27 protein-coding genes are annotated in these 23838 nt (G+C 70.6%); 19 read left to right on the plus strand and 8 right to left on the minus strand.

All coding sequences use genetic code 11. The features are described 5' to 3' along the window. Window positions 1–59: 59 nt before the first annotated feature. The 6 genes from ACGFI7_RS21855 (at window position 60) to ACGFI7_RS21880 (ending at window position 3681) form a co-directional block, all read left to right on the plus strand. A complete protein-coding gene (locus ACGFI7_RS21855; RefSeq protein WP_393407208.1) occupies window positions 60–476 on the plus strand; it encodes a hypothetical protein in 417 nt (138 codons plus the stop codon). Then, a complete protein-coding gene (locus tag ACGFI7_RS21860; RefSeq protein ID WP_393407210.1) occupies window positions 476–757 on the plus strand; it encodes a hypothetical protein in 282 nt (93 codons plus the stop codon). Before ACGFI7_RS21855 ends, ACGFI7_RS21860 begins: the two co-directional genes overlap by 1 nt. A 296-nt stretch (window positions 758–1053) precedes the next feature. Further along, window positions 1054–1278, plus strand: a complete 225-nt coding sequence (locus ACGFI7_RS21865; protein ID WP_393407212.1) for a hypothetical protein — start codon at window positions 1054–1056, stop codon at window positions 1276–1278. A 1-nt stretch (window position 1279) separates the two neighbouring features. Continuing rightward, the gene (locus ACGFI7_RS21870) at window positions 1280–1612 is read left to right on the plus strand and encodes a hypothetical protein (protein ID WP_393407214.1); all 333 of its coding nucleotides are present in this window, start codon (window positions 1280–1282) and stop codon (window positions 1610–1612) included. 72 nt (window positions 1613–1684) lie between these two features. Beyond that, window positions 1685–3238 (plus strand): recombinase family protein, encoded by a 1554-nt coding sequence (locus tag ACGFI7_RS21875; RefSeq protein WP_393407216.1) that lies wholly within the window; start codon window positions 1685–1687, stop codon window positions 3236–3238. Continuing rightward, on the plus strand, window positions 3235–3681 hold the full coding sequence (locus ACGFI7_RS21880) for a hypothetical protein (RefSeq protein ID WP_393407219.1): 447 nt from the start codon (window positions 3235–3237) through the stop codon (window positions 3679–3681). The genes ACGFI7_RS21875 and ACGFI7_RS21880 overlap by 4 nt, the downstream gene beginning before the upstream one ends. A 4-nt stretch (window positions 3682–3685) precedes the next feature. Here ACGFI7_RS21880 and ACGFI7_RS21885 read toward each other — a convergent pair whose 3' ends face one another. Together ACGFI7_RS21885 and ACGFI7_RS21890 are read right to left on the minus strand one after the other, a co-directional pair. Further along, on the minus strand, window positions 3686–4063 hold the full coding sequence (locus tag ACGFI7_RS21885) for a VOC family protein (protein ID WP_393407222.1): 378 nt from the start codon (window positions 4061–4063) through the stop codon (window positions 3686–3688). Window positions 4064–4106: 43 nt separating this feature from the next. Continuing rightward, the gene (locus ACGFI7_RS21890; RefSeq protein WP_393407224.1) at window positions 4107–4904 is read right to left on the minus strand and encodes a class I SAM-dependent methyltransferase; all 798 of its coding nucleotides are present in this window, start codon (window positions 4902–4904) and stop codon (window positions 4107–4109) included. Between the two features lie 103 nt (window positions 4905–5007). On the opposite strand from ACGFI7_RS21890, the gene ACGFI7_RS21895 reads away from it, so the two are divergent. Both ACGFI7_RS21895 and ACGFI7_RS21900 read left to right on the plus strand, forming a co-directional pair. Continuing rightward, entirely contained in the window at window positions 5008–6813 is a 1806-nt protein-coding gene (locus ACGFI7_RS21895) for an acyl-CoA dehydrogenase (RefSeq protein WP_393407227.1), read from the plus strand. Between the two features lie 138 nt (window positions 6814–6951). Further along, window positions 6952–7176 carry a DUF6458 family protein gene (locus tag ACGFI7_RS21900; protein WP_393407230.1) on the plus strand — a complete coding sequence of 75 codons (225 nt, stop codon included), beginning with the start codon at window positions 6952–6954 and terminating at the stop codon, window positions 7174–7176. Here ACGFI7_RS21900 and ACGFI7_RS21905 read toward each other — a convergent pair. Continuing rightward, window positions 7173–7466: a Dabb family protein gene (locus ACGFI7_RS21905; RefSeq protein ID WP_393407233.1), complete on the minus strand. Its 294-nt coding sequence runs from the start codon at window positions 7464–7466 to the stop codon at window positions 7173–7175. The genes ACGFI7_RS21900 and ACGFI7_RS21905 overlap by 4 nt on opposite strands. Window positions 7467–7546: 80 nt before the next feature. Between ACGFI7_RS21905 and ACGFI7_RS21910 the strand changes: the two genes are divergently transcribed. From ACGFI7_RS21910 to ACGFI7_RS21920, 3 genes are read left to right on the plus strand one after another with little or no spacing between them, the layout of a single operon-like run. Further along, window positions 7547–8278 (plus strand): NUDIX domain-containing protein, encoded by a 732-nt coding sequence (locus ACGFI7_RS21910; protein WP_393407235.1) that lies wholly within the window; start codon window positions 7547–7549, stop codon window positions 8276–8278. 43 nt (window positions 8279–8321) lie between these two features. Beyond that, entirely contained in the window at window positions 8322–9239 is a 918-nt protein-coding gene (locus ACGFI7_RS21915) for a hypothetical protein (RefSeq protein ID WP_393407238.1), read from the plus strand. Beyond that, window positions 9236–10453 carry an adenylosuccinate synthetase gene (locus tag ACGFI7_RS21920; RefSeq protein ID WP_393407241.1) on the plus strand — a complete coding sequence of 406 codons (1218 nt, stop codon included), beginning with the start codon at window positions 9236–9238 and terminating at the stop codon, window positions 10451–10453. The genes ACGFI7_RS21915 and ACGFI7_RS21920 overlap by 4 nt, the downstream gene beginning before the upstream one ends. A gap of 40 nt (window positions 10454–10493) precedes the next feature. On the opposite strand, the gene ACGFI7_RS21925 is transcribed toward ACGFI7_RS21920, so the two are convergent. From ACGFI7_RS21925 to pdhA, 3 genes are read right to left on the minus strand one after another with little or no spacing between them, the layout of a single operon-like run. Continuing rightward, window positions 10494–11948 (minus strand): 2-oxo acid dehydrogenase subunit E2, encoded by a 1455-nt coding sequence (locus tag ACGFI7_RS21925; RefSeq protein ID WP_393407243.1) that lies wholly within the window; start codon window positions 11946–11948, stop codon window positions 10494–10496. A 16-nt stretch (window positions 11949–11964) separates the two neighbouring features. Continuing rightward, the gene (locus ACGFI7_RS21930; RefSeq protein ID WP_393407246.1) at window positions 11965–12945 is read right to left on the minus strand and encodes an alpha-ketoacid dehydrogenase subunit beta; all 981 of its coding nucleotides are present in this window, start codon (window positions 12943–12945) and stop codon (window positions 11965–11967) included. Next, window positions 12942–14033 carry a pyruvate dehydrogenase (acetyl-transferring) E1 component subunit alpha gene (gene pdhA / locus ACGFI7_RS21935; RefSeq protein ID WP_393407249.1) on the minus strand — a complete coding sequence of 364 codons (1092 nt, stop codon included), beginning with the start codon at window positions 14031–14033 and terminating at the stop codon, window positions 12942–12944. Before pdhA ends, ACGFI7_RS21930 begins: the two co-directional genes overlap by 4 nt. A gap of 228 nt (window positions 14034–14261) precedes the next feature. Between pdhA and purS the strand changes: the two genes are divergently transcribed. From purS to ACGFI7_RS21960, 5 genes are all read left to right on the plus strand, one after another. Beyond that, entirely contained in the window at window positions 14262–14507 is a 246-nt protein-coding gene (gene purS / locus ACGFI7_RS21940) for a phosphoribosylformylglycinamidine synthase subunit PurS (protein WP_270154519.1), read from the plus strand. A gap of 165 nt (window positions 14508–14672) precedes the next feature. Next, window positions 14673–15110, plus strand: a complete 438-nt coding sequence (locus tag ACGFI7_RS21945) for an ATP-binding protein (protein WP_393407251.1) — start codon at window positions 14673–14675, stop codon at window positions 15108–15110. Between the two features lie 353 nt (window positions 15111–15463). Next, window positions 15464–16276, plus strand: a complete 813-nt coding sequence (locus tag ACGFI7_RS21950) for an SRPBCC domain-containing protein (protein ID WP_393407253.1) — start codon at window positions 15464–15466, stop codon at window positions 16274–16276. Window positions 16277–16319: 43 nt separating this feature from the next. Next, window positions 16320–17000: a DUF998 domain-containing protein gene (locus tag ACGFI7_RS21955; protein ID WP_393407256.1), complete on the plus strand. Its 681-nt coding sequence runs from the start codon at window positions 16320–16322 to the stop codon at window positions 16998–17000. Continuing rightward, window positions 16997–17347, plus strand: coding sequence for a DUF1801 domain-containing protein (locus ACGFI7_RS21960; protein ID WP_393407259.1), 351 nt, complete (start codon window positions 16997–16999; stop codon window positions 17345–17347). The genes ACGFI7_RS21955 and ACGFI7_RS21960 overlap by 4 nt, the downstream gene beginning before the upstream one ends. A gap of 37 nt (window positions 17348–17384) precedes the next feature. On the opposite strand, the gene ACGFI7_RS21965 is transcribed toward ACGFI7_RS21960, so the two are convergent. Beyond that, window positions 17385–17705: a PadR family transcriptional regulator gene (locus ACGFI7_RS21965; RefSeq protein ID WP_393407261.1), complete on the minus strand. Its 321-nt coding sequence runs from the start codon at window positions 17703–17705 to the stop codon at window positions 17385–17387. A 177-nt stretch (window positions 17706–17882) separates the two neighbouring features. Here ACGFI7_RS21965 and purQ point away from each other — a divergent pair, with 177 nt between their 5' ends. Both purQ and purL read left to right on the plus strand, forming a co-directional pair. Continuing rightward, window positions 17883–18566, plus strand: coding sequence for a phosphoribosylformylglycinamidine synthase subunit PurQ (gene purQ / locus ACGFI7_RS21970; protein ID WP_393407263.1), 684 nt, complete (start codon window positions 17883–17885; stop codon window positions 18564–18566). After that, window positions 18563–20815: a phosphoribosylformylglycinamidine synthase subunit PurL gene (gene purL, locus ACGFI7_RS21975; RefSeq protein WP_393407266.1), complete on the plus strand. Its 2253-nt coding sequence runs from the start codon at window positions 18563–18565 to the stop codon at window positions 20813–20815. The genes purQ and purL overlap by 4 nt, the downstream gene beginning before the upstream one ends. A gap of 54 nt (window positions 20816–20869) precedes the next feature. Here purL and ACGFI7_RS21980 read toward each other — a convergent pair whose 3' ends face one another. After that, window positions 20870–21598: a hypothetical protein gene (locus ACGFI7_RS21980; protein ID WP_393407269.1), complete on the minus strand. Its 729-nt coding sequence runs from the start codon at window positions 21596–21598 to the stop codon at window positions 20870–20872. A 194-nt stretch (window positions 21599–21792) separates the two neighbouring features. On the opposite strand from ACGFI7_RS21980, the gene ACGFI7_RS21985 reads away from it, so the two are divergent. After that, window positions 21793–23811: an adenylate/guanylate cyclase domain-containing protein gene (locus ACGFI7_RS21985; protein WP_393407271.1), complete on the plus strand. Its 2019-nt coding sequence runs from the start codon at window positions 21793–21795 to the stop codon at window positions 23809–23811. Window positions 23812–23838: the final 27 nt, after the last annotated feature.

Genomic DNA, 23838 nt, shown 5'->3' on the forward strand with positions numbered 1-23838 from the left:
CAGGCCCCCCCTGCCCCCCGCTGCCCCCCAGGCCCAAATCGTCATCAGGAGAAAAGCAAATGAGCGAAATAGACCGCGTAGTCGAAGCCGTCGATGGCTGGGTCGATTGGACCTGCGACAACAAGCCGTATGCATTCAGCCTTCAGGACCTGCTCGTAATCATCAGGAACCCGGACCTCGCCGAATACGTCGTCAATAACCTCGACGTAATCGACGACCCGGAAGTTCGCCGGAACGCCCCATCCACCCGGATATCCGCCCCGGATACCACGGATATCCATATGGATGATCCGGTGGATACCGCCCCGGACGGGGTGGCCAAGCTGGTCGAGCTAATTCGATCGGGCGAGACCCCCACAATCGCCGACGTGCAGCGCATGTTTGGCAAGCCGTATACGACGGCGCAGCGGTGGCTCGCCAAGGCCAAGAAGCAGGCAGCCGAAAACCAGCCCATCCCGCTCAGGAGGAAAGCGTAATGACCACGTACAAAGTCCGACCGCCGTTCGGCTGGTGGAACCCCATGAAGCCCCGGACCACCCTCACCGACGACAGTCACATTCTCGCCACCGTCACGCCAGGTGCCGGACAGAGCGATCTGCAAGACCTGCTGATTTCGTTCGCGGCCCGCCCGCTGAACTGCGTGCGAGGCCGATACCTGGTCCTCGAAAAGGCTCAGATGGAGCCGCTCATCAACGCGTTCGACTGCCTGGGCCGACTCAATCGGCTGGAATTCCGCAGGCTGCCCGAAAAGGCGTGAGCGAGGGGTGTGCCACCCCCTGTGCCTGGGGGTGTGCCCGGCACCGCCCCGGCACCCCCCGAGAGGCCCCAGGGCACAGGGGGTGGCACACTCCCAGGCCCAGGCCCACGGGAACCACTCCGCCCCCGGTCGGAGGGGGTAGCCCGCCGTATAGCCCAGCCCGTAGCCCGAGCAGTCCCCGCAGGCCCTCCCAGGCCCCACGGGCTAGGGGGGTGGCTACCCCCTGGGCTACGGCCTTATAACGGGCGATTTCAGAGAAATTGTGTGAGGCAAATTCGAAATATTTGGATGGGGATATGACGGAAAACGCGCGGGTTCGGCTCTCCTGGGGTCAGGGGTCCGTTCCCATTCAGCAAATCGACGGAGCCCGCGAGGCGCTCCAGGCGCTATTCGGATTCTGCCCTGAATTCGAGGCGACCGACACGCGCGGCGTGTGGCTCGTGGAGCTGCCCGCCGAATTCACCGGATTCCCGTTCCTCACCCTCACTGCTGGCGTCTTCACCCTCACCAAGGAGCACTGAAATGGCCAAGACCACCGCCCCCGCCAAGAAGGTCGTCGAGCCCACCCCGTGCCTGTGCGGCTGCGGCGAGAACAGCAAGGGCAAGTTCCGCCCCGGACACGACGCGCGGCTGTGCAGCCAGCTCGCCAAGCGGGTCGAGGCCAAGGAGCTGACCCGAGCCAAGGCGCTGGCCGAGGCGGGCAAGGCGAGCGACGCCCTGAAGAACAAGCTCGCGAGCATGCTCGACAACCAGGCCAAGCGGCTCAAGGAGAAGGGCGACCGCGCGGTGGCCCGCGCCCAGGCCAAGGCAGCTCGCGCCGCTGCCCGGAAGAGCGACGAGAACGTTGCGGAGTAGCCCCCACCCCCACCACCGGACCCCGGAGCCCGCGCGGCAACCGGGGTCCAGCCCTATGTCAGGAGGCAGAACATGAGGGCAGCCATCTACGCCAGGGTCTCGACCGAGGACCAGATCGACAACACGAGCCTGGACGACCAGATCCGCATCTGTCGGCGATACGCCGAGGAGCGGGGGTGGTCCGTCGTCGCGGTCTACCGTGAGGAGGGGTTCACCGGCACCCGTCAGCAGCGGCCCGAGTGGTCCCAGCTCATGAAGCACGCGGCGGCCCAGGCGTTCGACGTGGTGGTCGTCATGAACTGGAAGCGGTTCGCGCGCAACGCCCGGATCGGGCTGAACATCAGCTACGAGCTGGAGGAGCTGGGCGTCGGGCTGGCCGTGACCGAGCTGAACATCGACACCACCACCCCCCAAGGCAGGTTCCTGCGGCTCCAGTTCCTGGGGCTGGCCGAGCTGGACCGCGACAGCGTGGTTGAGCAGCTCGCCAAGGGCCAGCACGCCAAGGCGCGACGGGGGCAGTGGCCCGCGAGCCCGAGCGCGCTGCCGTACGGTTACCGGCTGGAGGGTCAGGGACGGGACAACCGGGTCGTGCACGACGAGGCCGAGGTCGCGATGCTGCGGATGGTGGTCGGCTGGATCGTGGACGAGGGGCTGACCCGAGGGCAGGCCGCAGTCCGGCTCAACGCCGAGGGCTACCGCCAGAGGAACGGCAACCCCTGGCACTACGACAACCTCAGGGACGTGCTGCGCAAGAACCGGGGGCTAGTCGGCGAACTGGTGTGGGGTCGGGGCAGCAAGTACGGCCAGCCGATCACGATCCAGGTCGAGCCGATCATCACCGAGGAACGGTGGGTGGCCCTGCAACAGGCGATGAGCCGACGCACCCGCCACTCGACCCAGGTGCGCCCGTACCTGCTCAACCGGGGACGGCTGGTGTCGCCGTGCGGACAGCCGTACGGAGGGCTGTTGCCGTCCGGCTGCAAGACGCGGGTCTACCGGTGCAAGGGCAGGAGATGGACGTCGCACGGTGCCGTGAAGTGCGATTGCGTCAACCAGGCGTGCGAGGCGATCGAGCAGCGGGTGTGGGCCGAGGTGCGCGACCTGCTCGGGCGACCGGAGCGGCTGATGCGGCTGGCCAGCGACTACTACGCCGACCGCGCCGACCGGGTGGAGGCCGAGCGGTCCGAGCTGGACCAGATCGAGACGCAGCTCGCCAAGCTGGAGCGGAGCCTCGTGGACGACGTGGCCGAGTACCTGAGGCAGCGCGTCCCGGCTGAGGTGGTCAAGGCAGCGGCCGATCGCATCCGCGAGGAGATGGCCGAGCTGCGGGGGCGCAGGGCGGAGCTGGTGGCCCGCGTGCAGGACGCCAACGGCGAGTCGGAGCGGATGCGTGCGCTGATCGAGCTGTCGGAGCGGGCAGCCGAGCGGCTGGCGGGCATGACCCCGGAGGAGCAGGCCGAGGTGGTCGAGTTGCTGGACGTGCGGGTGACCGTGCTGGACAACACCCGGACGCCCAGGCTGCGAATCGAGGGAGTCGTGCCGTTCCCGGACTCAACCACTGGGGGAACAATCAGGGTGCATCCCCGATGTGGACAAGGGACGCAGGACGGCACGCTGAGGACATGAACGAAATCACGCGACGCGACGAAGTGTCCCTGTCCGGCGCGGCGCTGCGCGGGGCGCCGTGGAAGGCCGCCGCCATCGGCGGCGGCGCGGTCTCCGCGGCGAGCTTCGGCAGCGGGCTGATCACCGGCGGCGGTGACCTGACCTGGGCGCTCGGTCTCGGCATCGCCCTGTTCACGCTGATCGCCGCCATCGGGGCGGTGGCCAAGCCGAACGAGGGCGACCGCGTGACCCGCCAGGCCCGTCAGTGGGGGCTGCGCCACCCGTGGAGGTTCGCGCTGCTGCCGGCCGGCATCGCCGCGGTCCTCGACTATCCGGTGCAGCTGGTCTTCGACGGCGACGGCGTCTTCGGGGCGGCCTTCGACGCCGGGTGGCACGGCCTGCTCGTGTACGTCATCGCGGCCATCCTGACGATGACCCTGAAGGGCCGCGTCCTGACCCGATGACGTCTCACGCCTCGCGCTCGGCCTGGCTCCGGCACACGCAGAATTCGTTGCCCTCCGGGTCGAGCATCGTGACCCAGCCGCGGCCCTGGGCGTCGCGGTGGTCCTCGTACACTGTCGCGCCGAGCCCGAGCAGCCGCTCGACCTCCTGCTCGCGGGTGCTCCCCGCGGTGGCGCTGACGTCGAGGTGCAGCCGGTTCTTCACCGACTTGCCCTCGGGGACCTGGATGAAGAGCAGGAACGGGTAACTCTCCGTCTGCAGCATGACCTCGTCGTCGCCCGGCTTGTCGCCCTCGCCGAGGGGGAGCCCGAGCGCCTCACCCCACCAGGTGGCGAGTCGGTACGGGTCGGCGCAGTCGACGCTCACACATTGGATCTCGATCACGGCGTCCACCCAATCGCGACACGGTCAAACCCGTCAAACGGGTTTAGTCCCACCAGATGGTGACCCAGCGGTCGCGGGGCAGCGGCCACATGCCCAGCTCCAGCGCCGTCCGCCCGACCTCCTCGCGCCTGGACGGATCGAGGCAGATGCGGTGGCAGGCGCTCGCCGCCAGCTCCTCCAGCGAGTCGAACCGCTCCAGCGGCGACTCCCGCTCCTCCACGTGGACGTCGAACCCGAGCGCGGCGGCCAGCGCCACGCAGTCTTCGGCGATGGGCCGCACCGGGCGCACGATGCCGTGGAAGTGCTCCCACAGCGGCGAGATCCAGCTCATCGGGTGGCGGTTGGGCAGCTCCAGCACCACCCTGCCGCGGGTGCGCTCGTCCAGGGCGAGCAGGAAGCGGTCGAGGTCGGGCACGTTGTAGACCACGTGGGCGGCGACCGTCACGTCCGCCTCGGGCACCCGATCCGCCACGTCGGGCCAGCGGCCCTCGATCGTGGTGACGGGCACGCCCAGCTTGTCGGCGCGGGCCGCGAGCTCCTCCAGCATCTCGCCCGAGAGGTCGACCGCGTACAGGTGGCCGATCCGCTCGCGCAGCGGCAGGGACACGGCTCCGGGGCCGGAGCCGACGTCGAGCAGGGTGCCGCCGGCGGGCAGCGCCTCGGCCATCCGGGTCAGCGTGGGGCCGTCGTCGGGCTCGGCCAGGGCCTTGTCGGTGCGGGTGGTGAAACGCGTCAGCGGATAGGACCAGGGATCCGCCGGGGCGGCGGCCAGGATCTCCTCCGGGATGGCCCAGGATTCCAGGCGCTCTCGCCAGAGCGCGGCGAGTTCATCGGCGTCCATGGAGTCGAGCATGCCATGCGTAGCACGGGTTACCCGCGGGTAGCATTCCTAGTAGGGTTACTGGCCAGTACATAACGCACCGGGTTCAAGGAGAGCTGCGACCATGGGCCACTACAAGAGCAACCTTCGCGACCTCGAATTCAACCTCTTCGAGGTCTTCGGGCGACGTGAGATCCTCGGCAGCGGCCCGTACGCGGAGATCGACGAGGACGTCGCGCGAGGCATCCTGGAGGAGGTCAACCGGCTGTCCACCACGGTGCTGGCCGACTCCTTCGAGGAGGGCGACCGCAACCCGCCCGTCTTCGACCCCGCGACCGGTTCGGTGACCCTGCCCGAGCGCTTCAAGAAGTCGTACCAAGCGCTGATCGACGGCGGCTGGGCCCACCTCGACCTGCCGCAGGAGCTGGGCGGCCCGGGGATCCCGCGTAGCCTCGCCTGGGCGGCGGCCGAGATGGTGCTCGGCGCCAACCCCGCGCTCTACATGTACGGCGCCGGCCCCAACTTCGCCTACACGCTGTGGAAGCTGGGCACCGCCGAGCAGAAGCGCTTCGCCGAGCTGGCCATCGAGCGCAACTGGGGCGCCACCATGGTGCTCACCGAGCCCGACGCGGGCTCCGACGTCGGCGCCGGGCGGGCCAAGGCGGTCCAGCAGCCCGACGGCACCTGGCACGTCGAGGGCGTCAAGCGCTTCATCACCAGCGCCGAGCAGGACATGACGGAGAACATCTTCCACCTGGTGCTGGCCAGGCCCGAGGGCCACGGCCCCGGCACCAAGGGCCTGTCGATGTTCCTGGTGCCGAAGTACCACGTCGACCTGGAGACCGGCGAGCTCGGCGAGCGCAACGGCGTGTACGTCACCAACGTCGAGAAGAAGATGGGCCTGAAGGTCTCCACGACCTGCGAGCTCACCTTCGGCGAGAAGCACCCGGCGATCGGCTGGCTGGTCGGCGACGTGCACGAGGGCATCAAGCAGATGTTCATGGTCATCGAGCACGCCCGCATGATGGTCGGCACCAAGGCCATCGCCACCCTGTCCACGGGCTACCTCAACGCCCTGGAGTACGCCAAGTCCAGGGCCCAGGGCGCCGACCTGACCCGGATGGCCGACAAGACCGCGCCCCGCGTCACCATCACTCATCACCCCGACGTGCGCCGCGAGCTGATGCTGCAGAAGGCGTACGCCGAGGGCATGCGGGCGCTGGTGCTCTACACGGCCACCTTCCAGGACGCCGTGCAGATCGACCCGGACGACCGGCACGCGCAGGAGCTGAACGACCTGCTGCTGCCCCTGGTCAAGGGCGTCGGCTCGGAGCGCTCGTACGAGCTGCTGTCGCGCTCGCTGCAGACCCTCGGCGGCTCCGGGTACCTGCAGGAGTACCCGATCGAGCAGTACATCAGGGACGCGAAGATCGACTCCCTGTACGAGGGCACGACCGCGATCCAGGGCCTGGACCTGTTCTTCCGCAAGATCCTGCGCAACCAGGGCTCGGCCGTCGGCAAGCTGCTCGCCGAGATCGACGAGTTCGCCGCCTCCGAGGCCGGCAACGGCCGGCTCAAGGAGGAGCGCAAGCTGCTCGCCGAGGCCGCGGCCGAGGTCAAGGCCATGGGCGACACCATGGCGGGCTGGGCGCTCGGCTCGATGGAGAAGCCCGAGGAGGTCTACAAGGTCGGCCTGAACACCACCAGGTTCCTGCTCGCGCTGGGCGACCTGGTCATCGGCTGGCTGCTGCTGCGCCAGGCCGAGGTGGCGCTGGCCAGGCTGGCGGACGGCGAGGACCCGTTCTACCAGGGCAAGGTGGCCGCGGCCGGGTTCTTCGCGCAGACCGTGCTGCCGCGCCTGGCCACCGAGCGCCGCATCCTCGACGGCACCGGCCTGGAGCTCATGGAGCTTCCGGAGGAGGCTTTCTAGCCGATCCCGCCCAGGCGATCACCCCGGACGCCCGTTCCGTATGCGGAGCGGGCGTCCGGCGTGTCGTGGCGAGGTAGTGATCGCCCATACTCGGGTATGACCGTGGGCGTACGCACTGTTTGCCACATGGAGGCCGTGATGGGTGTCGGGGTCAGCATCTTCTTCCTCACGCTCGGCGCCATCCTGAGGTTCGCGATCGAGCCCGACGTGTTCGGCGACAGCGTCCACATGGACGTCATCGGCCTCATCTTCATGATCGTGGGCGGGGTCGGCGTCGTGCTCAGCATCGTGCTGGCGCCCCGGCGCGGCCGCACCTCCGAGGATCGGCTGATGCACCGGGAGAACCACCCGCCGGAGATCTAGAAGGCGAACTGCACGGCGGCGCGGGTCCCCAGGATCGGCTTGATGTGGTCGGCGATCACGGCCTGGTGCGCCGGGTGGTCGCGGTAGACCACGTAGCCGGCCTCGTCGTCGAAGTCGGCCACGACGGCGAAGTCGTAGTTGCCGGCGTTGATGCCGGCGTCGGGGCCGAACCGGTAGGAGCGGATCTGCGGGATCTGACCGGGAAGCTCGCTCAGCTCGGCCGCGACGGCGGCCTTCTGCTCCTCGGTGGCCTCGGCTGACCAGGTGAACAGCACCACGTGACGAATCATGGGCAAACCCTATCGACAACGATCAGTCGTGCCGTTATTCTCAGATCGAGATTGACTCACTCTGAGAAAGACTTCGGTGCATGGAAGAGTTCCTCGCCTCGTACAACCCCAGGCTGTACGCGCCGGTCGCGGTGACCGTCGACGTGGTGGCGCTGACCATCCGCGACCGGCGGCTGCACGTGCTCATCGTCGAGCGCGGCGCCGAGCCGTACGCGGGATCGTGGGCGCTGCCCGGCGGGTTCATCAGACCCGACGAGGACCTCGCGGCGGCGGCCGTGCGCGAGCTGGCCGAGGAGACCGGGCTCGACACCCGGCCCGCCCACATCGAGCAGCTCGCCAGCTACGGCGACCCGGCACGCGACCCCCGCATGCGGGTCGTGTCCGTGTCCTACCTCGCCTTCGCCCCCGACCTGCCCGACCCACGGGCCGGCTCCGACGCGGCGGCGGCCGCCTGGCACCCCGCCGACGACCTGCCCACGCTCGCCTTCGACCACGCCCGGATCCTGGCCGACGGGATCGAGCGGGCCCGCGCCAAGCTGGAGTACACCCCGCTGGCCACGGCCTTCGCCGGTCCCACGTTCACCGTCTCCGAGCTGCGGCTGATCTACGAGACCGTGTGGGGCACCCGCCTGCACGCCGGCAACTTCCACCGCAAGGTGCTCTCGGTGCCCGGGTTCGTCGAGGGCACCGGCGAGACCACCGAGACCGGCGGCGCCCGCGGCGGCCCCCGCGCCAAGCTCTACCGCGCCGGCGACGCCCGCCTCCTCCACCCGCCGCTGCTCAGGCCGGCGAGGGAGGAGGAGATCCGCTGACCCGCGGATCGTCCCCCGCTCCGCCTTCGAGAAAGGACCCGACATGGGAAGCGGAATCTGGTCCACCGACGTCTACACCGCGGCCGCCCGCTACCGGGCCGCCACCGGCGCCAGCGCCTTCGCCTACAGCGACGGCGGCGCCACCACCACCCACCCCGCCCTCGACCCGTACGGCGTCGTGCGGGAGAGCCGCGACTCCGCCGAGCACCCCGACTCGCTGGCCATCGCGGTGCTCTTCGACGTGACCGGATCCATGGGCCACGTGCCGCGCACGCTGCAACGCAAGCTGCCCGGCCTGCTCGGGCTGCTGCTGCGCAAGGAGTACGCGCGAGACCCGCAGATCATGTTCGGCGCCATCGGCGACGCCTACTGCGACCGGGCGCCGCTGCAGGTCGGGCAGTTCGAGTCGGACAACCGGATGGACGAGCACCTCGGCCGGATCCTGCTGGAAGGCGGAGGCGGCGGCCAGAAGCGCGAGTCGTACGAGCTGGCCATGTACTTCATGGCCCGGCACACCTCGATCGACTGCCACGAGAAGCGCGGCAGGCGCGGCTACCTGTTCATCATCGGCGACGAGCTGCCCTACCGGAGGCTCGACGGGACGATGGCCCGCGACCTCATCGGCGACGAGAACCCCGGCGACCTCCGCGTCGAGACCATCGTGACCGAGGTGACCAGGAAGTACGACACGTACTACATCCTGCCCGCCGGGGCCAGCTACGCCGGTGACCGCGAGGTGCTGCGGGAGTGGCGCCGCCTGCTCGGCCAGAACGTGCTGGAGCTCGACGACCTCAGCGCCGTCTGCGAGACCATCGCGCTCACCGTCGGGCTCGGCGAGGACGCCGTGGACCTCGGCACCGGCCTGCACCACCTGGCCGACGTGGGCTCGACGGCCGGGCCGTCGGTGTCCAGGGCGCTGGCCGGGCGCGGCCGGGGCGGGCGACCGGCGCTGAGACCGTGACCGGGCACGTCATCGTCGTCGACCTCGGCCACGGCGACTGCGGCAAGGGCACGGTCGTCGACTGGTGGTGCGCCGAGCGGCGTGTGGAGGCCGTCGTGCGCTTCAACGGGGGCGCGCAGGCCGGGCACAACGTGGTGCTCCCCGACGGCAGGCACCACACCTTCGCCCAGTTCGGCTCGGGGACGCTGCGCGGCGTGCCGACGCACCTGTCGCGGTTCGCCGTGGTGGACCCGGTGGCGCTCTCCGCCGAGGCCGCCCACCTGGTCTCCATCGGCGTCCCCGACCCGTACGGGCTGCTCACCGTGGACCGCGACGCGCTGCTCGCCACCCCGTACCACGTCGAGGCCGGGCGGCGGCGGGAGCTGGCGCGCGGCGCGGACCGGCACGGGTCCTGCGGGATGGGGGTCGGCGAGACGATGGCGTTCGCGCTGGACCACCCGGACCTCGCGCCGGTCGTGGGCGACTGCGAACGGCCGCGCGTGCTGGCGGCCAAGCTGGCCGCGGTACGGGAGGCGCTCGGGTGCGCCGGGCCGCCGGTGGCCGAGTGCGTGGCGGTCTACCGCGCGTTCGCCGGGCGGGTGGCGCTGACCGGCGACGCGCACCTGGCAGGGGTGCTGCGGCGGGGGACGGTGGTGTTCGAGGGGGCGCAGGGCGTGCTGCTCGACGAACGGCACGGCTTCCACCCGTACACGACCTGGAGCACCACCACCTTCCGCAACGCGCTGACGCTGCTCGGCGGGGCCGGGGCGGTGCGCGTCGGCGTGCTGCGCACCTACACCACCCGGCACGGGCCCGGGCCGCTGGTCACCGAGGACCCGGCGCTCGGGCCGCCCGAGCCGCACAACCGGTTCGGGCCGTGGCAGGGGGCGTTCCGGACCGGCCACTTCGACGCGGTCGCGCACCGGTACGCGCTCCAGGCGGCCGGCGGGTGCGACGTGCTCGCGCTCACCCACCTGGACGCCCCGGTGACGCGGATGTGCGTCGGGTACGCGGGAGGTCCGCCCCCGGTGCTGGACGACGGGATCGGGGTGGCGGACGGGCTGGCTCGGCAGGCCGCGGTGGGGGCGCGGCTGCTGCGGGAACGGCCTGTGTACGGGGACGCGGTGGACGACTGGCCCGCGGCGGTGTCCGGGGCGCTGGGGGTGCCGGTGGGCATCGGGTCGTGGGGGCCGACCAGCGACGACAAGCGGGTCCTGGCCACGCTGCCCGGGTGACCGCCGGTCCGGGGCCGCCGCGGCGGCCCCGGAGGCCGGGTCAGCTCCAGGCGATCATGCGGAGCGGGTCCTCCAGCATGGCGCCGACGTCGCGCAGGAACATCGAGCCCAGCTCGCCGTCGACCACCCGGTGGTCGAAGGAGACGGCCAGCGTCGTCACCTTGCGCACCGCCAGCTCGCCGTCGACCACCCACGGCATGTCACGCACCTGGCCGAAGGCGAGGATGGCGCTCTCGCCCGGGTTCAGGATCGGGGTGCCGGTGTCGACGCCGAACACGCCGACGTTGGTGATCGTGATCGTGCCGCCGGCCATCTCCGCGGGCTGGGTGCGGCCCGCCCGCGCCGTCTCCGCCAGCTCGTTGAGCGCGCGGGCCAGGTCGGGGAGCGGGAGCCGGTGGGCGTTCTTGATGTTGGGCACCAGCAGGCCGCGCGGGGTGGCGGCGGCGATGCCAAGGTTCACGTAGCGCTTGACCACGATCTCCTGGCTCGCCTCGTCCCACGCCGAGTTGATCATCGGGTGCCGGCCGGCCGCCACCAGGACGGCCTTGGCCACCAGCAGCAGCGGCGAGACCTTGACCTCGGCGAAGTCGGGCATCGCACGCAGCCGCCGGACGGCGGCCATCGTCTCCGTCACGTCCACCTGGAGGAACTCGGTGACGTGCGGGGCGGTGAAGGCGCTGCCGACCATGGCCTGCGCGGTCATCTTGCGCACGCCCTTGACGGGGACGCGTTCCTCGTCCTGGACCGTCTCCTGGACGGGCGGCGTCTCTTCCCTGGCCGCGGCGGCGTGCACGTCCTCACGGGTGATCGACCCCTGGGGGCCGCTGCCGGTGAGGGTGGTGAGGTCCACGCCGAGGTCCTTGGCGAGTTTGCGGACGGGCGGCTTGGCCAGGACCGCCACCCGGGCCGGGACGTCCGGCGCCGGGGCGCTCACCGGCTCCGGCGCTCTTACCGGCTCCGGCGCGGGGGTGCTCACCGGCTCCGGCGCGAGGGGCCTCTCGGCGACGCCGGGGGCGCCGGAGGTGGCGGTCCTGTCGGGGTTGGCGACCGGCGTGGCCGCGATCGTGGCGGGGGCGGGCGTCTTGCGGGGGCGGCGCCGGGTCGTGCCGGTCTTGACGCCGTAGCCGACCAGGACCGCCTGGCGCTCCTCCTTCGGGGCGGGGCTGCCGTGCGCGCCGGGCTCGACCGCGCCCTCCTCGGGCGGGTTGGGGACGAGGTCCTCCGCCAGCGCCTCCTGGTGGCCGGGTTCCTCCTCCTCCGGCGTGTCGACGGCGATGAGCGGGGCGCCCACGTCCACCGTCTGGCCCACCTCGGCCAGCAGCTCCAGCACCACGCCGCCCCACGAGATCGGCAGCGCGACGATGGACTTGGCCGTCTCGACCTCGACGACCTCCTGGTTGAGCTTGACCTCGTCGCCCGGCTGGACCAGCCAGCGGACGACCTCCGCCTCCGTCAGACCCTCGCCGACGTCATGGAGCCTGAACTCGCGTCTCATCTGCACGGACCCCCTTTCAGTACGCGAAGGCGCGGTCGACGGCGTCGAGCACCCGGTCCAGGTCGGGGAGGTAGTGCTCCTCCAGCTTGGACGGCGGATAGGGGGTGGAGAAGCCGCCGGCCCGCAGCACCGGCGACTCCAGGTGGTAGAAGCACCGCTCGGTGATCCGCGCGGCCAGCTCGGCGCCGAACCCGTTGTTGACCGGCGCCTCGTGGACCACGACGGCCCGCCCGGTCTTGCGTACGGACTCCAGCACCAGCGGCTGGTCGAGCGGGTTGAGCGAGCGCAGGTCGACGACCTCCAGGGAACGGCCCTCCTCCTCGGCGGCCTGCGCGGCCTCCAGGCAGGTCTTGACCATCGGGCCGTACGTCAACAGCGTGGCGTCGGTGCCGGGGCGCACCACCAGGGCGCGGTCCATGGGGGTCCACCAGCCGGTGTCGCCGGTGTCGACGTCGGCCTTCTCCCAGTAGCGCCGCTTCGGCTCGAAGAAGATCACCGGGTCGTCGCTGCGGATCGCCTGCTGGATCATCGCGTAGGCGTCGGCGGGGTTGGAGCAGGCCACCACGCGCAGACCGGCGGTGTGGGTGAAGTACGCCTCCGGGGACTCGCTGTGGTGCTCGACCGCGCCGATGCCGCCGCCGCACGGGATGCGCACGACCACCGGCAGCTTGATCGCGCCCAGCGAGCGCATCGGCATCTTGGCCAGCTGGGTGATGATCTGGTCGGTGGCCGGGAACACGAACCCGTCGAACTGGATCTCGCACACCGGCCGGTAACCGCGCAGCGCCAGCCCGATCGCGGTGCCGATGATGCCGGACTCGGCCAGCGGCGTGTCGATCACGCGGTCCTCGCCGAAGTCCTTCTGCAGGCCGTCGGTCACCCGGAACACGCCGCCGAGCTTGCCGACGTCCTCGCCCATGATGAGGACCTTGGGGTCGTCCTCCATGGCCTTGCGCATGCCTTCGTTGAGCGCCTTGGACAGGCTCATCACGGTCATCTCTCGAACCCCTCCAGGTACGCGGCGTACTGGGCCCGCTCCTCGTCGATCAGCGCGTGCGGCTCGGCGTACACGTGCTCGAAGATGGCCGTCGGCTCAGGGTCGGGCATGGCCAGGCACCGCCGGCGCAGGTCGGCGCCGAGCTGGTCGGCCTCCGCCTCGACCTCGTCGAGGAACGCCTGGTCGGCCAGCTCGTTCTTGAAGAGGTAGGCCTTGACGCGCTCGATCGGGTCCTTGAGCTTCCACGCCTCCAGCTCGCTCGCCACGCGGTAGCGGGTGGGGTCGTCGGTGGTGGTGTGGGCGCCCATCCGGTACGTGAACGCCTCGATGAGCATGGGGCCCTGGCCCTCGCGGGCGTTCTTGAGCGCCTGGCGGGTGACGGCCAGGCACGCGAACACGTCGTTGCCGTCGACCCGGACGCCGGGGAAGCCGAACCCGGAGGCCCGGCGGTAGAGCGGGATGCGGGTCTGCTTCTCCAGCGGCTCGGAGATGGCCCACTGGTTGTTCTGGCAGAAGAACACGACCGGCGCGTTGAACACGCTGGCCCAGATGAACGACTCGTTCACGTCGCCCTGGGAGGTGGCGCCGTCGCCGAAGTAGACGATCGTGGCGGCCGTCGCGTCGTCGCGCTGGATGCCCATGGCGTAGCCGACGGCGTGCAGCGTCTGGCTGCCGATGACGATCGTGTAGAGGTGGAAGTTGTGCTCCTTGGGGTCCCACCCGCCGTTGTTGACGCCGCGGAACAATCCCAGCAGCTTGATGGGGTCGACGTCGCGGCACCACGCCACGCCGTGCTCGCGGTAGGTGGGGAAGGCCATGTCGGCGTCGGTCAGCGCGCGGCCCGAGCCGATCTGGGCGGCCTCCTGGCCGAGCAGCGAGGCCCAGATGCCGAGCTCGCCCTGTCGTTGCAGGGCGACGGCCTCCAGGTCGACGCGCCTGACGAGCACCAGGTCGCGGTAGAGGGACCTGACCTCTTCCGGCGTCAGGTCAATGTCGTAGTCGGGGTGCTGGACCCGCTCGCCCTCGGGGGTGAGGAGCTGGACGAGCTCAGGGGGTGCTTCGGCACCACGAGAGGCGTCGGTGGTCACGTGCCACTCCTGTGCGGTCGGGGCCGGATTCGGTGGGGTTGCCACCTGTGGCCGGCCTTCGGGTGCGCCGGACCATGTGATGGTGGTTCGGACGCGCTTGGGGCCATCGTGGCAGACGTCACAGCCCTTCGCGCAAGCCCCATGCCCTCCCCGTTCCCCGCGTTACGGGGGCGAACACGCGCCGGTAGGCTGTGGTTTGCCAACAACGCCGTACCCAGGAGGAACGCAGTGGCGCGCGTGATCGTTGACGTGATGCTGAAGCCCGAGATCCTCGACCCACAGGGCCAGGCCGTCGCCCGCGCGTTGCCCCGGCTGGGCTTCTCCGGGGTGTCGGCCGTGCGCCAGGGCAAGCGCTTCGAGCTGGAGCTCGACGGCCCGGCCGACGAGGCGGCCATTGCGGATGTCCGAAAGATGGCCGAGACACTTCTGGCCAACACCGTGATCGAGGACTTCACGGTCAGAGTGGAACAGTAGGACAGCACATTTCACATGTGCTTTGACGTGGATAAAGGCGGATTCCGGCGTGCCGCAATGCCACGGGCGGGCCAACAGTAAATAACAACCGCGTGATTTTGCGGTTAGCCCCGATTTCACGGGGAAACCTACTCCAGGTGACATTCCGGAGCCCGGAGGAGTCCGGTGGACATTGAGTTCTCGTTGGCACTGCCCCGGGATGCAATCGGCATCCCGATGGTCAGGCGAGTGCTCGGCGATGCGATGCGTTCGCTGAACGTGAGCGAGTCGTGCATCGCCGACATGCTGCTCGCTGTCTCCGAGGCCTGCTCCAACGCGGTCCGGCACGGCGGCCCCGCCAACCGCTACGAAGTGACCGCGTCGATCGGCTACGGCCGCTGCGACGTCCGCGTGGCCGACAACGGCGGCGGCCTGCCGTCGATGCCCCTCCGGTTCCCGCCCGCCGACACCGAGAACGGCCGCGGGCTGCTCATCATGCGCTCGGTGGTGGACGAGATCTCGTTCGGCATCACCCCCGGCCGCGGCACCACCGTTCACCTGCGCAAGCGGCTCGACTGGGAAGACGAGGCCGACACCCGCTCCCGCGAGCTCGCCGCGGTCTGAAAGATCGGCTTCGCGCCACCCCGGCTCAGGCTGTGTTTCCCGGCGTGCTCCGCCATCAAAGTATGGTCCTCGCTCCGCTCGGGCGTTCCACCGTGCCGGGCTGCGCCCGGCGGCTAACGCCGACCGGTCCGAGTCGTGAGCCTCGATGGAGTGGTCACCTCGTTGACCATGGCGCAGGCGGTCCCGAGAAGGGTTGGACCGGGACGTGGGCACACCCGCACGGCCCTCGTGGGATTTCGACGACCAGGTCGACTTCACGCTGATCCCCGCTCCATCGCTGCCGCACGCCCGGCAGGCCACCCCAGGCATGCCCATGGTTGACATGTGACCTTTTGGTCACCTATTTTGCCGTAGTGAGCGAGGACGACCTGGTTTTCAAGGCACTCGGCGATCCGACCCGCCGGTTCCTGCTCGACCTCCTGTTCGCCCGGGACGGGCGGACGCTGGGCGCGCTGGAGGCCGAGGTCGAGATGACCCGGTTCGGTGTCGCCAAGCATCTGCGGATGCTGGAGGACGCGGGGCTGGTGGTAGCGCGCCGATCGGGGCGGGAGAAGCTGCACTTTCTCAACCCTGTGCCGATCCGGTTGATCCACGACCGGTGGATCGACAAGTACACCGAGCGCTCCGCGGCGGCGCTCGCCGATCTCAAGCAGGAACTGGAGCGACGAACCGTGTCATCAACCACCGACACTCCGGACGACAGCGCGATCATCCAGGTCTACCAGGTGTACATCAAGGCGACCCCGCAGGCCATCTGGGAGGCCATCACCACACCCGGATGGACGGCGAAGTTCGGCTTCCAGTCACCCGTCGCGTACGAGCTGCGTCCCGGCGGCTCCTTCCGCGCCATGGCCAGCGACGCCATGAAGCAGCGCGGGGCTCCCGAGGTCGTGCTCGACGGCCAGGTCATCGAGGCCGATCCGCCCTGGCGGCTCGTGCAGACCTGGCGGGCGTTGTTCATGGGCGAGGACTTCACCCGCCTGACCTACGAGATCGAAGAGGACGGCGCAGGCGTCTCCAAGCTGACCGTCACCCACGACGTCACAGGCGCGCCCCGCACCGGGGACCAGAGTGCCGGTCGCATCCCCGAAGCCGGCGGCGGCTGGAACCAGGTCCTCAGCGACCTCAAGACCCTGCTGGAGACCGGCCGCTCCCTCTACGGCTGAGGCCCGGTGACTCCTTCCCATGACGACGACCACAGGAGCCCCCTTGTCCACTGACTCCCCCACCCCCGCCGTTCCGGCCCGTGCCCTTCTCGCCTGTGGCGTGGTGGCCGGCCCGCTCTTCGTCCTGATGATCGCCGGCCAGGTGCTGACCCGCGACGGGTTCGACGCCCGCCGTCATCCGCTCAGCATGCTGAGCCTGGGCGAGCACGGCTGGATCCAGACCGCGACGTTCGTGGTCTGCGGGTTGCTCGTGCTGGCCTCTGTCGCCGGCCTGCGTCGCGTGTTGGAACCTGGGACCTTGGGCCGGACCTGGGGCACCTGGCTCCTGGCCGGCTACGGGGCCAGCCTGATCTGGGCCGGGATCTTCCCCACCGACCCGGCTTACGGGTACCCGCCGGGAACCCCCGACAGCGCTCTCCAGGTGAGCTGGCACGGCCTGCTGCACTCCTTCGCCCCTGTCGGGATGGGACTGGCGCTGAGCGTGGCGTGCCTGGTGTTCGCCCGCCGGTTCGCCCGCGAAGGCCGGCGCGGCTGGGCGGCCTACAGTGTCGTGGCCCCCGCCACGTACCTGGTCCTGGGGTTCGCCGCTTTCCCCACGCAGGACTTCCGGCTCATGCTGGCCGGTGGCGCGGTGATCTGGACCTGGGCCGCCGCCCTGTGCCTCACCACGATGACCCGACGTCCCGCCCTCGCCGAGCGCGGACAGGAGTCGCGGACCCGATGAGCGAGCAAGCCGTGGACGAGTACGTCGCCACCAGGGTCCCCGTCACCCACCGGCCCACCGTCGAGGCCCTGCGCGAGCTGATGAGACAGCATGCGCCCGACGCCCGGGAGATGATCGCCTACGGATCGCCCGCCTGGCGGGGCGACAGGATCCTGGCGATCATCAGCGCCTGCAGCACGCACATCACCTTCGCCTTCGACCGCGGAGCCGAGTTCGCCGACGCCCATGGTCTGCTCCAGGGCGCAGGGAAGAGAACGCGGCACGTCAAGATCAGAACTCCGGAGGACCTCGACCACGACGCCCTGCGCGATTACATCCATCAGGCCGTCGAGCTCGACCGGCAGTAAGACCGCCGAGCGTGCTGCCGAAGGCTCCCAGGCTCTCTCAGGGTCGCGGGGTCCCGGGATGCACGGTGGCCCGCCCGGCCCGGTCGAGGGCGGCACGCGCGCGGATCGCGCCGTCATGGGTGAGCACGTAGTAGTGCCGGGCGCGGCGGCCCTCCGCCAGGCGCTCGGCCGGGGCCTCCTCGCGCCGTTCGAGCCAGCCGAACTCGCGCTCCAGGCGGGCGAGGATCGGGTAGACGGTGCCCGGGTGCTGACGTGTCTCCTCGCACAGTTCCAGCCCGTAACGGCGCCTGGCCGGATCCGCCAGCATCACTTCCAGCACGAGCATGGCGGGCAAGGTCATGCGCGGGCTGTCGGTCATCGTCGCATTCTGTACGCACAGCACGGGGTGTGCCAGGGGTGGGCCGGTGACATCCTCCTGTTCGGGCCGGAAGCGCGGAGGGTGATGAGGAGCATGGGGCCGTACCCGATAACCTGAGGTGACCGCCGCCCGCCATGGAGATGGCGGCTGCGCAACTCCTCGGAGGGGACAACAGTCATGAGCGCTGCCCGTGTGGGCGTAGTGACGTTTCCAGGCACACTCGACGACCAGGATGCCGCCAGAGCCGTGCGCCTCGCGGGCGGGGAGGCGGTGCCGCTGTGGCACGCCGACCGCGATCTGAAGGGGGTCGACGCGGTTTTCCTGCCGGGCGGCTTCTCGTACGGCGACTATCTGCGGTGCGGGGCCATCTCGCGGTTCGCGCCGCTGATGGAGGAGATCGTGCCCGCGGCGCGGGCGGGGCTGCCGGTGCTGGGCACCTGCAACGGGTTCCAGATCCTGTGCGAGGCTCACCTGCTGCCGGGCGCGCTGACGCGTAACGCCTCGCTCCACTATGTCTGCCGTGACCAGCGGGTGCGTATCGAGACGTCCGGCACGGCGTGGACGAACGCGTACGAGCCGGGCCAGGAGATCACCCTGCCCGTCAAGCACGGCGAGGGCCGCTACGTGGCCGACGCGGAGACCGTGGCCGAGCTGGAGGCTTCCGGTCGGGTCGTGGTCCGCTACGTGGGCGGCAACCCCAACGGCTCGCTCAACGACATCGCCGGGGTCCGCAACGAGGCGGGCAACGTCGTCGGCCTGATGCCGCACCCGGAGCACGCGGTCGAGGAGCTGGTCGGCGCGCCGGGCACCGACGGTCTCGGCTTCTTCACCTCCGTTCTCAAGAAGCTGGTGGACGCATGAGCACCGACTCCGTCAGCCGTGCGGCGGCCACCCCCGACGAGCCGATGCCCTTCGCCGAGCTGGGCATGAAGCAGGACGAGTACGACCGGGTCCGCGAGATCCTGGGCCGCCGTCCGACCGGCTCGGAGCTGGCCATCTACAGCGTCATGTGGTCCGAACACTGCTCCTACAAGTCGTCGAAGGTGCATCTGAAGCAGTTCGCCACCAAGGCGCCGCATTCCGACGCGCTGCTGGTGGGCATGGGCGAGAACGCCGGCGTGGTCGACATCGGCGACGGCTGGGCCGCCACGTTCAAGATCGAGTCGCACAACCACCCGTCGTACGTCGAGCCGCACCAGGGCGCCGCGACCGGGGTCGGCGGGATCGTCCGCGACATCATGTCGATGGGCGCGCGCCCGATCGCGGTGATGGACTCGCTGCGGTTCGGCGGCGCCGACCAGGTCGACACCCGCCGGGTGCTGCCGGGCGTGGTGGAGGGCATCGGCCACTACGGCAACTGCCTGGGCCTGCCCAACATCGGCGGGGAGGTGGTCTTCGACCCGTGCTACATCGGCAACCCGCTGGTCAACGCGCTCTGCGTGGGCCTGCTCCGCAAGGACCAGATCAAGCTGGCGACCGCGCCGGGGCCGGGCAACAAGGTGGTGCTGTTCGGCGCCTCGACGGGGCCTGACGGCATCGGCGGCGCGAGCGTGCTGGCGAGCGCGACGTTCGAGGACGAGTCGCAGGCCAAGCGGCCGGCGGTCCAGGTGGGCGACCCGTTCATGGAGAAGCTGCTCATCGAGTGCTGCCTGGAGCTGTACGCGGCCGACGTGGTCGTCGGCATCCAGGACCTCGGCGCGGCCGGGGTCTCCTGCGCCACCACCGAGCTGGCCGCCAAGGGCACCGGCGGCATGGACGTCGACCTCAACCTGGTCCCGCTCCGCGATCCCTCCCTGCGCCCGGAGGAGATCCTGATGAGCGAGTCGCAGGAGCGGATGATGGCCGTGGTCCGTCCGGCCGACATCCCGGCGTTCATGGCGATCTGCGAGAAGTGGGACGTCCCGGCCACGGTCATCGGCGAGGTGACCGACACCGGCCGGCTGGTGATGACCTGGGACGGCGAGGTCATCGTCGACATCCCGCCGGGCACCGCGGCCGACGAGGGCCCCGTCTACGAGCGCCCGTACCACGAGCCGTCGGGCCAGGCGGCGCTCAACGCCGACACCCCCGACCGCCTGGAGCGGCCGTCCGACCTGCGGGCGACGCTGCTGCGGCTGCTCGGGTCGCCCAACCTGGCGTCGAAGGAGTGGGTGACCAGCCAGTACGACCGGTACGTACGGTCCAACACGGTGCTCGCGCAGCCCGCCGACGCCGGCATGCTCCGCGTCGCGGAGGACATCGAGGGCGCCGAGCCGACCACCCGCGGCATCGCGCTGGCGACCGACGGCAACGGCCGTTACGCCAAGCTCGACCCGTACGCGGGGGCTCAGCTCGCGCTGGCCGAGGCGTACCGCAACGTGGCCGTCACCGGCGCCAGGCCGCTGGCCGTCACCAACTGCCTCAACTTCGGCTCGCCGGAGGACCCCGAGGTGATGTGGCAGTTCGCCGAGGCGGTGCGCGGCCTGGCCGACGCCTGCCGCGCCCTGGGCGTGCCGGTGACCGGCGGCAACGTGTCCTTCTACAACCAGACCGGTGCGACCGCCATCAACCCGACCCCGGTGGTCGGCGTGCTGGGTGTGATCAACGACGTGGCCAGGCGGGTGCCGACCGGCTTCACCGGCGAGGGGCTGCGGGTGGCGCTGCTGGGCGAGACGCGGGCCGAGTTCGGCGGCTCGGAGTGGGCGCACGTCGAGCACGGCCACCTGGGCGGCCTGCCGCCCGAGGCGGACTTGGAGGCGGAGCAGGCGCTGGGCCGGGTGCTGGTCGAGGCGGCCGGGCGGGGCCTGCTGGCGGGCTCGCACGATCTGTCCGACGGCGGTCTCGCGATCGCGCTGGCGGAGTCGTGCATGGCGCGCGGCGTCGGCGCCGAGGTGACGCTGACCGGCGACCCGTTCACCGAGCTGTTCAGCGAGTCGGCGGCCAGGGCGCTGGCCGTGGTGCGGCCGGAGGCGTTCGACGAGCTGGCCAGGCTCTGCGCCGAGCAGGACGTGCCGTGCTACGGGCTCGGCGTCACCGGCGGGACGTCGCTGGTGGTCGAGGGCGTGCTGGAGGTGCCGGTCGAGGAGCTGCGGGAGAAGCACGCGGCCACGCTGCCGGCGCTGTTCGGCTGACCCGTCGTACGAAGAAAGGGCCGGTACGCGCCCCGTACCGGCCCCTTCGGTGTGTCAGGAGCTCTTCTTCAGGCACACCACGAAGACGGTGCCGCTCGTCTGGCCCTGGCCCTGGATCGTGACGGTCCAGGTGCCGGAGCCGGTGGGGGCGCTGGCGATGACCTGCGTGCCCGAGCTGACGGCGAAGCCGCCGCCGGTCGCCAGGTCACCCTGGTTGCAGTTGGCGCTGGCGCCGCTGCGGGAGAACTGCTGCGTCTTGGTGTAGGTCGTCAAGGTGACGGAGCCCTTGCCGTCCTTGCCGTCCTTGCCGGGCTCGCCCTTCTCGCCCTTCGGTCCCTGAGGGCCGGTCTCACCCTTCGGGCCGGCCGGGCCCGTGTCGCCCTTGGGGCCCTGCTCGCCCTGCTCCCCCTTCGGGCCGGACGGCCCGAAGTCGCCCTTCGGGCCCTGGACGCCCTGCTTGCCCTGGGGACCGCGCAGGCCGCGCGGACCCTGGGCGCCGGTGTCGCCCTTGGGACCCTGCGGGCCGGTGTCGCCCTTCGGGCCGGAGGTGACCGCGGTCTGGGTCACGGTCTCGCCGCCGCCGATCTTCATGCGGATCTCGGTCGTCCGGCACTTGGCCGTCGGGTTGACGATCCGGACGTACCGCGTCTTCTTGTGCACGCAGGCGGTGACCTCTCCGGCCGCCGCCGCGGTGGTGGCAGAGGAGGAGGCGGCTGCGGCGCCGCCCACGGTCAGGAGCGAGGCGGCAAGCGCGCCCACCGCGGCCACGCGCAGAATCTTCATCGTTGGTCCCTCTCGGATACGGATTACTCGTGATTCACACGCTTCACACGTTCCACAGGATTACCTGTTCACATAACGTGTCGATTACGGAACAGAACGTGACATGGAGGGCTGACGTTACTTGACTCGTCAAGAATGTTGATGCCGGTAAAAGGACGCATTGGCAGGCCCCGTACCGCGTGGATAATCGGGGGGTGCCGACACCCGCGCCCTACCTTCCCCCCGCCACCCAGCCGGTGCGCGGGGTGGTCTGGGTGATCCATCTGTCGCTGCCCCTGCTCGGGTTCTGGCTGCTCATCGCGCAGCCGCACCTGAACGTCGAATGGCAGCACAACCCCAGCCACTTCTGGATGATCGTGATCGTCGCCGGGCTGAACGTCGGGCTCGGCACGCTCATCAGCGAGGCCTCGCGCCGGCGGCAGGACGCCCGCCTGTTCCTGGTCTCCATGGTGTTCATCAGCAGTGCCGGTTTCTTCTTCCTGCACGGCCTGGCCACCCCCAAGGTGATCCTGCCGACCGGGTCGCTCGGGTTCGACCTGGGGCAGGCGGTCGGGCTGACGATCGCCTCCGGGTTCGCGTTCGCCTCGGCGCTGCCGCTGGGCGAGCAGGCCGCGGGGCGCGTCTTACGTGCCCAGCACCTGATCCGGGGCGTGCTCTTCGGGTTCATGGCCCTATGGGGCCTGGCCTCGCTCATCCCCGACATCACGCCGCTCAGCCGGCCGCCGCTGACGGACCCGGTCGCCTGGCTGGTGTGGCTGTCGGTGCCGGGGCTCATCCTCTACGCGGCGGCCAGCATGATGATGTTCGCCCTCCACCGGCGGCGCCCGTCGCCCATGCTCATCAGCCTGATCACCGCCTACGCGCTGCTGGCCGAGTCCATGGTCGCCGGGATGCCGCAGCTCAACTGGCACCTGACGTGGTGGGAGTGGCACGTCCTGCTGACCTTCGCCTTCGCGTTCGTGGCCTACAGCGCCTACCTGCAGTTCAGGCGTGAGGGGTCGAGCGCCGGCCTGTTCGACTCGGTGGCGCTGTCGGCGACCGTCCGGCGCATCCAGCGCGACTACGACCGCGCGCTGGAGGAGCTGGTCGAGCACGTGCGCCGGGGCGAGCCGCTGGCCGCCGCCCGGCTGTCGGGCAAGTTCCGGCTGAGCGAGGGTCAGGCCGCGGTGCTCGACCGGGCGAGCCGGGCGCTGGCCGACGAACGCGAGCTGTCCGAGCGGCTCGCCGCGCTGGTGGACGTCAGCGCCCAGACCCGCGTCGGCCTGCCCGAGCAGGAGCTGCTGGCCACCGCGCTGGAGCGGGTCAGGCAGGCGTACGGGGACGTGCGGATCGGCCTGGTGGCCGACGGCCGGGCGCAGATCGGCTCGCGCACGTACGAGTTCGCCGGGCAGTCCCCCGTGCTGCGGGACGACCGGGTCGCGTTCCCGCTCACCGTCAAGAACCGGCTGGCCGGAGTGCTGGAGGTGCCGGTCGGCCGCACCGCGCAGGACGAGGCGCTGGCCGCCACCCTGGCCGGGCAGCTGTCCATCTCGATGGAGAACGCCCGGCTCTACGGTGAGCTCAACACGCTCTTCCGCCAGTACATGTCGCCCGACGTGGCCAACGCGCTGCTCGCCGACCCGTCGCAGGCCGAGCTGGGCGGCCAGGTCAAGGAGCTGACCGCGCTCTTCGCCGACCTCAAGGGGTTCACCACGTTCTCCGAGCGGGTGGCGCCGGGCGAGATCGTGGAGATGCTCAACCGCTACCACACGGCGGCGGTGCCGTGCATCCTCGCCAACGGCGGCACGATCGTGCAGTTCGTCGGCGACGCGCTGCTGGCCCTGTTCAACGCCCCGGCCACGCAGGCCGACCACGCCAAGGCCGCCTGCCGGGCCGCGCTGGCGATGCAGCGGGCCGCCGCCGAGGTGGCGGAGGAGATGGCGTGGAAGCGGGTCGACCAGGAGCCGTGGCCGACGTTCCGGGTCGGGGTCAACACCGGGCCGGCGCTGGTGGGCAACATCGGCAGCCCTGAGCTGCGCGGATTCAACGCGATGGGCGACTGCGTGAACGTGGCCTCCCGGCTGGAGTCGCTGGCCGAGCCGGGCACGGTGGTGATCGGGGCGGCCACGCTGAAGGCGCTCGGCGAGGGCGTCACCGTGCGGCCACTGGGCAAGCTGAGCCTGAAGGGCAAACAGGAGCTCGTCGAGGCGTACGTTCTCACGACAATGCGATAGCTACAGCGCTCTTCGTACGGACATAAT

Source organism: Nonomuraea sp. NPDC048826 (assembly GCF_043198225.1).
Lineage (GTDB): Bacteria > Actinomycetota > Actinomycetes > Streptosporangiales > Streptosporangiaceae > Nonomuraea.

What these genes read in the sequence shown, in the direction of transcription:
- ACGFI7_RS21960 (WP_393407259.1), top strand. Translation starts at nt 16,997, where the DNA reads ATGAGCGAGCAAGCCGTGGACGAGTACGTCGCCACCAGGGTCCCCGTC.
- ACGFI7_RS21880 (WP_393407219.1), top strand. Translation starts at nt 3,235, where the DNA reads ATGAACGAAATCACGCGACGCGACGAAGTGTCCCTGTCCGGCGCGGCG.
- ACGFI7_RS21915 (WP_393407238.1), top strand. Translation starts at nt 8,322, where the DNA reads ATGGGAAGCGGAATCTGGTCCACCGACGTCTACACCGCGGCCGCCCGC.
- ACGFI7_RS21910 (WP_393407235.1), top strand. Translation starts at nt 7,547, where the DNA reads ATGGAAGAGTTCCTCGCCTCGTACAACCCCAGGCTGTACGCGCCGGTC.
- ACGFI7_RS21895 (WP_393407227.1), top strand. Translation starts at nt 5,008, where the DNA reads ATGGGCCACTACAAGAGCAACCTTCGCGACCTCGAATTCAACCTCTTC.
- ACGFI7_RS21965 (WP_393407261.1), bottom strand. Translation starts at nt 17,705, where the DNA reads ATGACCGACAGCCCGCGCATGACCTTGCCCGCCATGCTCGTGCTGGAA.
- purL (WP_393407266.1), top strand. Translation starts at nt 18,563, where the DNA reads ATGAGCACCGACTCCGTCAGCCGTGCGGCGGCCACCCCCGACGAGCCG.
- ACGFI7_RS21890 (WP_393407224.1), bottom strand. Translation starts at nt 4,904, where the DNA reads ATGGACGCCGATGAACTCGCCGCGCTCTGGCGAGAGCGCCTGGAATCC.
- ACGFI7_RS21930 (WP_393407246.1), bottom strand. Translation starts at nt 12,945, where the DNA reads ATGACCGTGATGAGCCTGTCCAAGGCGCTCAACGAAGGCATGCGCAAG.
- ACGFI7_RS21900 (WP_393407230.1), top strand. Translation starts at nt 6,952, where the DNA reads ATGGGTGTCGGGGTCAGCATCTTCTTCCTCACGCTCGGCGCCATCCTG.
- ACGFI7_RS21855 (WP_393407208.1), top strand. Translation starts at nt 60, where the DNA reads ATGAGCGAAATAGACCGCGTAGTCGAAGCCGTCGATGGCTGGGTCGAT.
- ACGFI7_RS21905 (WP_393407233.1), bottom strand. Translation starts at nt 7,466, where the DNA reads ATGATTCGTCACGTGGTGCTGTTCACCTGGTCAGCCGAGGCCACCGAG.
- ACGFI7_RS21870 (WP_393407214.1), top strand. Translation starts at nt 1,280, where the DNA reads ATGGCCAAGACCACCGCCCCCGCCAAGAAGGTCGTCGAGCCCACCCCG.
- ACGFI7_RS21980 (WP_393407269.1), bottom strand. Translation starts at nt 21,598, where the DNA reads ATGAAGATTCTGCGCGTGGCCGCGGTGGGCGCGCTTGCCGCCTCGCTC.
- ACGFI7_RS21925 (WP_393407243.1), bottom strand. Translation starts at nt 11,948, where the DNA reads ATGAGACGCGAGTTCAGGCTCCATGACGTCGGCGAGGGTCTGACGGAG.
- ACGFI7_RS21860 (WP_393407210.1), top strand. Translation starts at nt 476, where the DNA reads ATGACCACGTACAAAGTCCGACCGCCGTTCGGCTGGTGGAACCCCATG.
- purQ (WP_393407263.1), top strand. Translation starts at nt 17,883, where the DNA reads ATGAGCGCTGCCCGTGTGGGCGTAGTGACGTTTCCAGGCACACTCGAC.
- ACGFI7_RS21875 (WP_393407216.1), top strand. Translation starts at nt 1,685, where the DNA reads ATGAGGGCAGCCATCTACGCCAGGGTCTCGACCGAGGACCAGATCGAC.
- ACGFI7_RS21865 (WP_393407212.1), top strand. Translation starts at nt 1,054, where the DNA reads ATGACGGAAAACGCGCGGGTTCGGCTCTCCTGGGGTCAGGGGTCCGTT.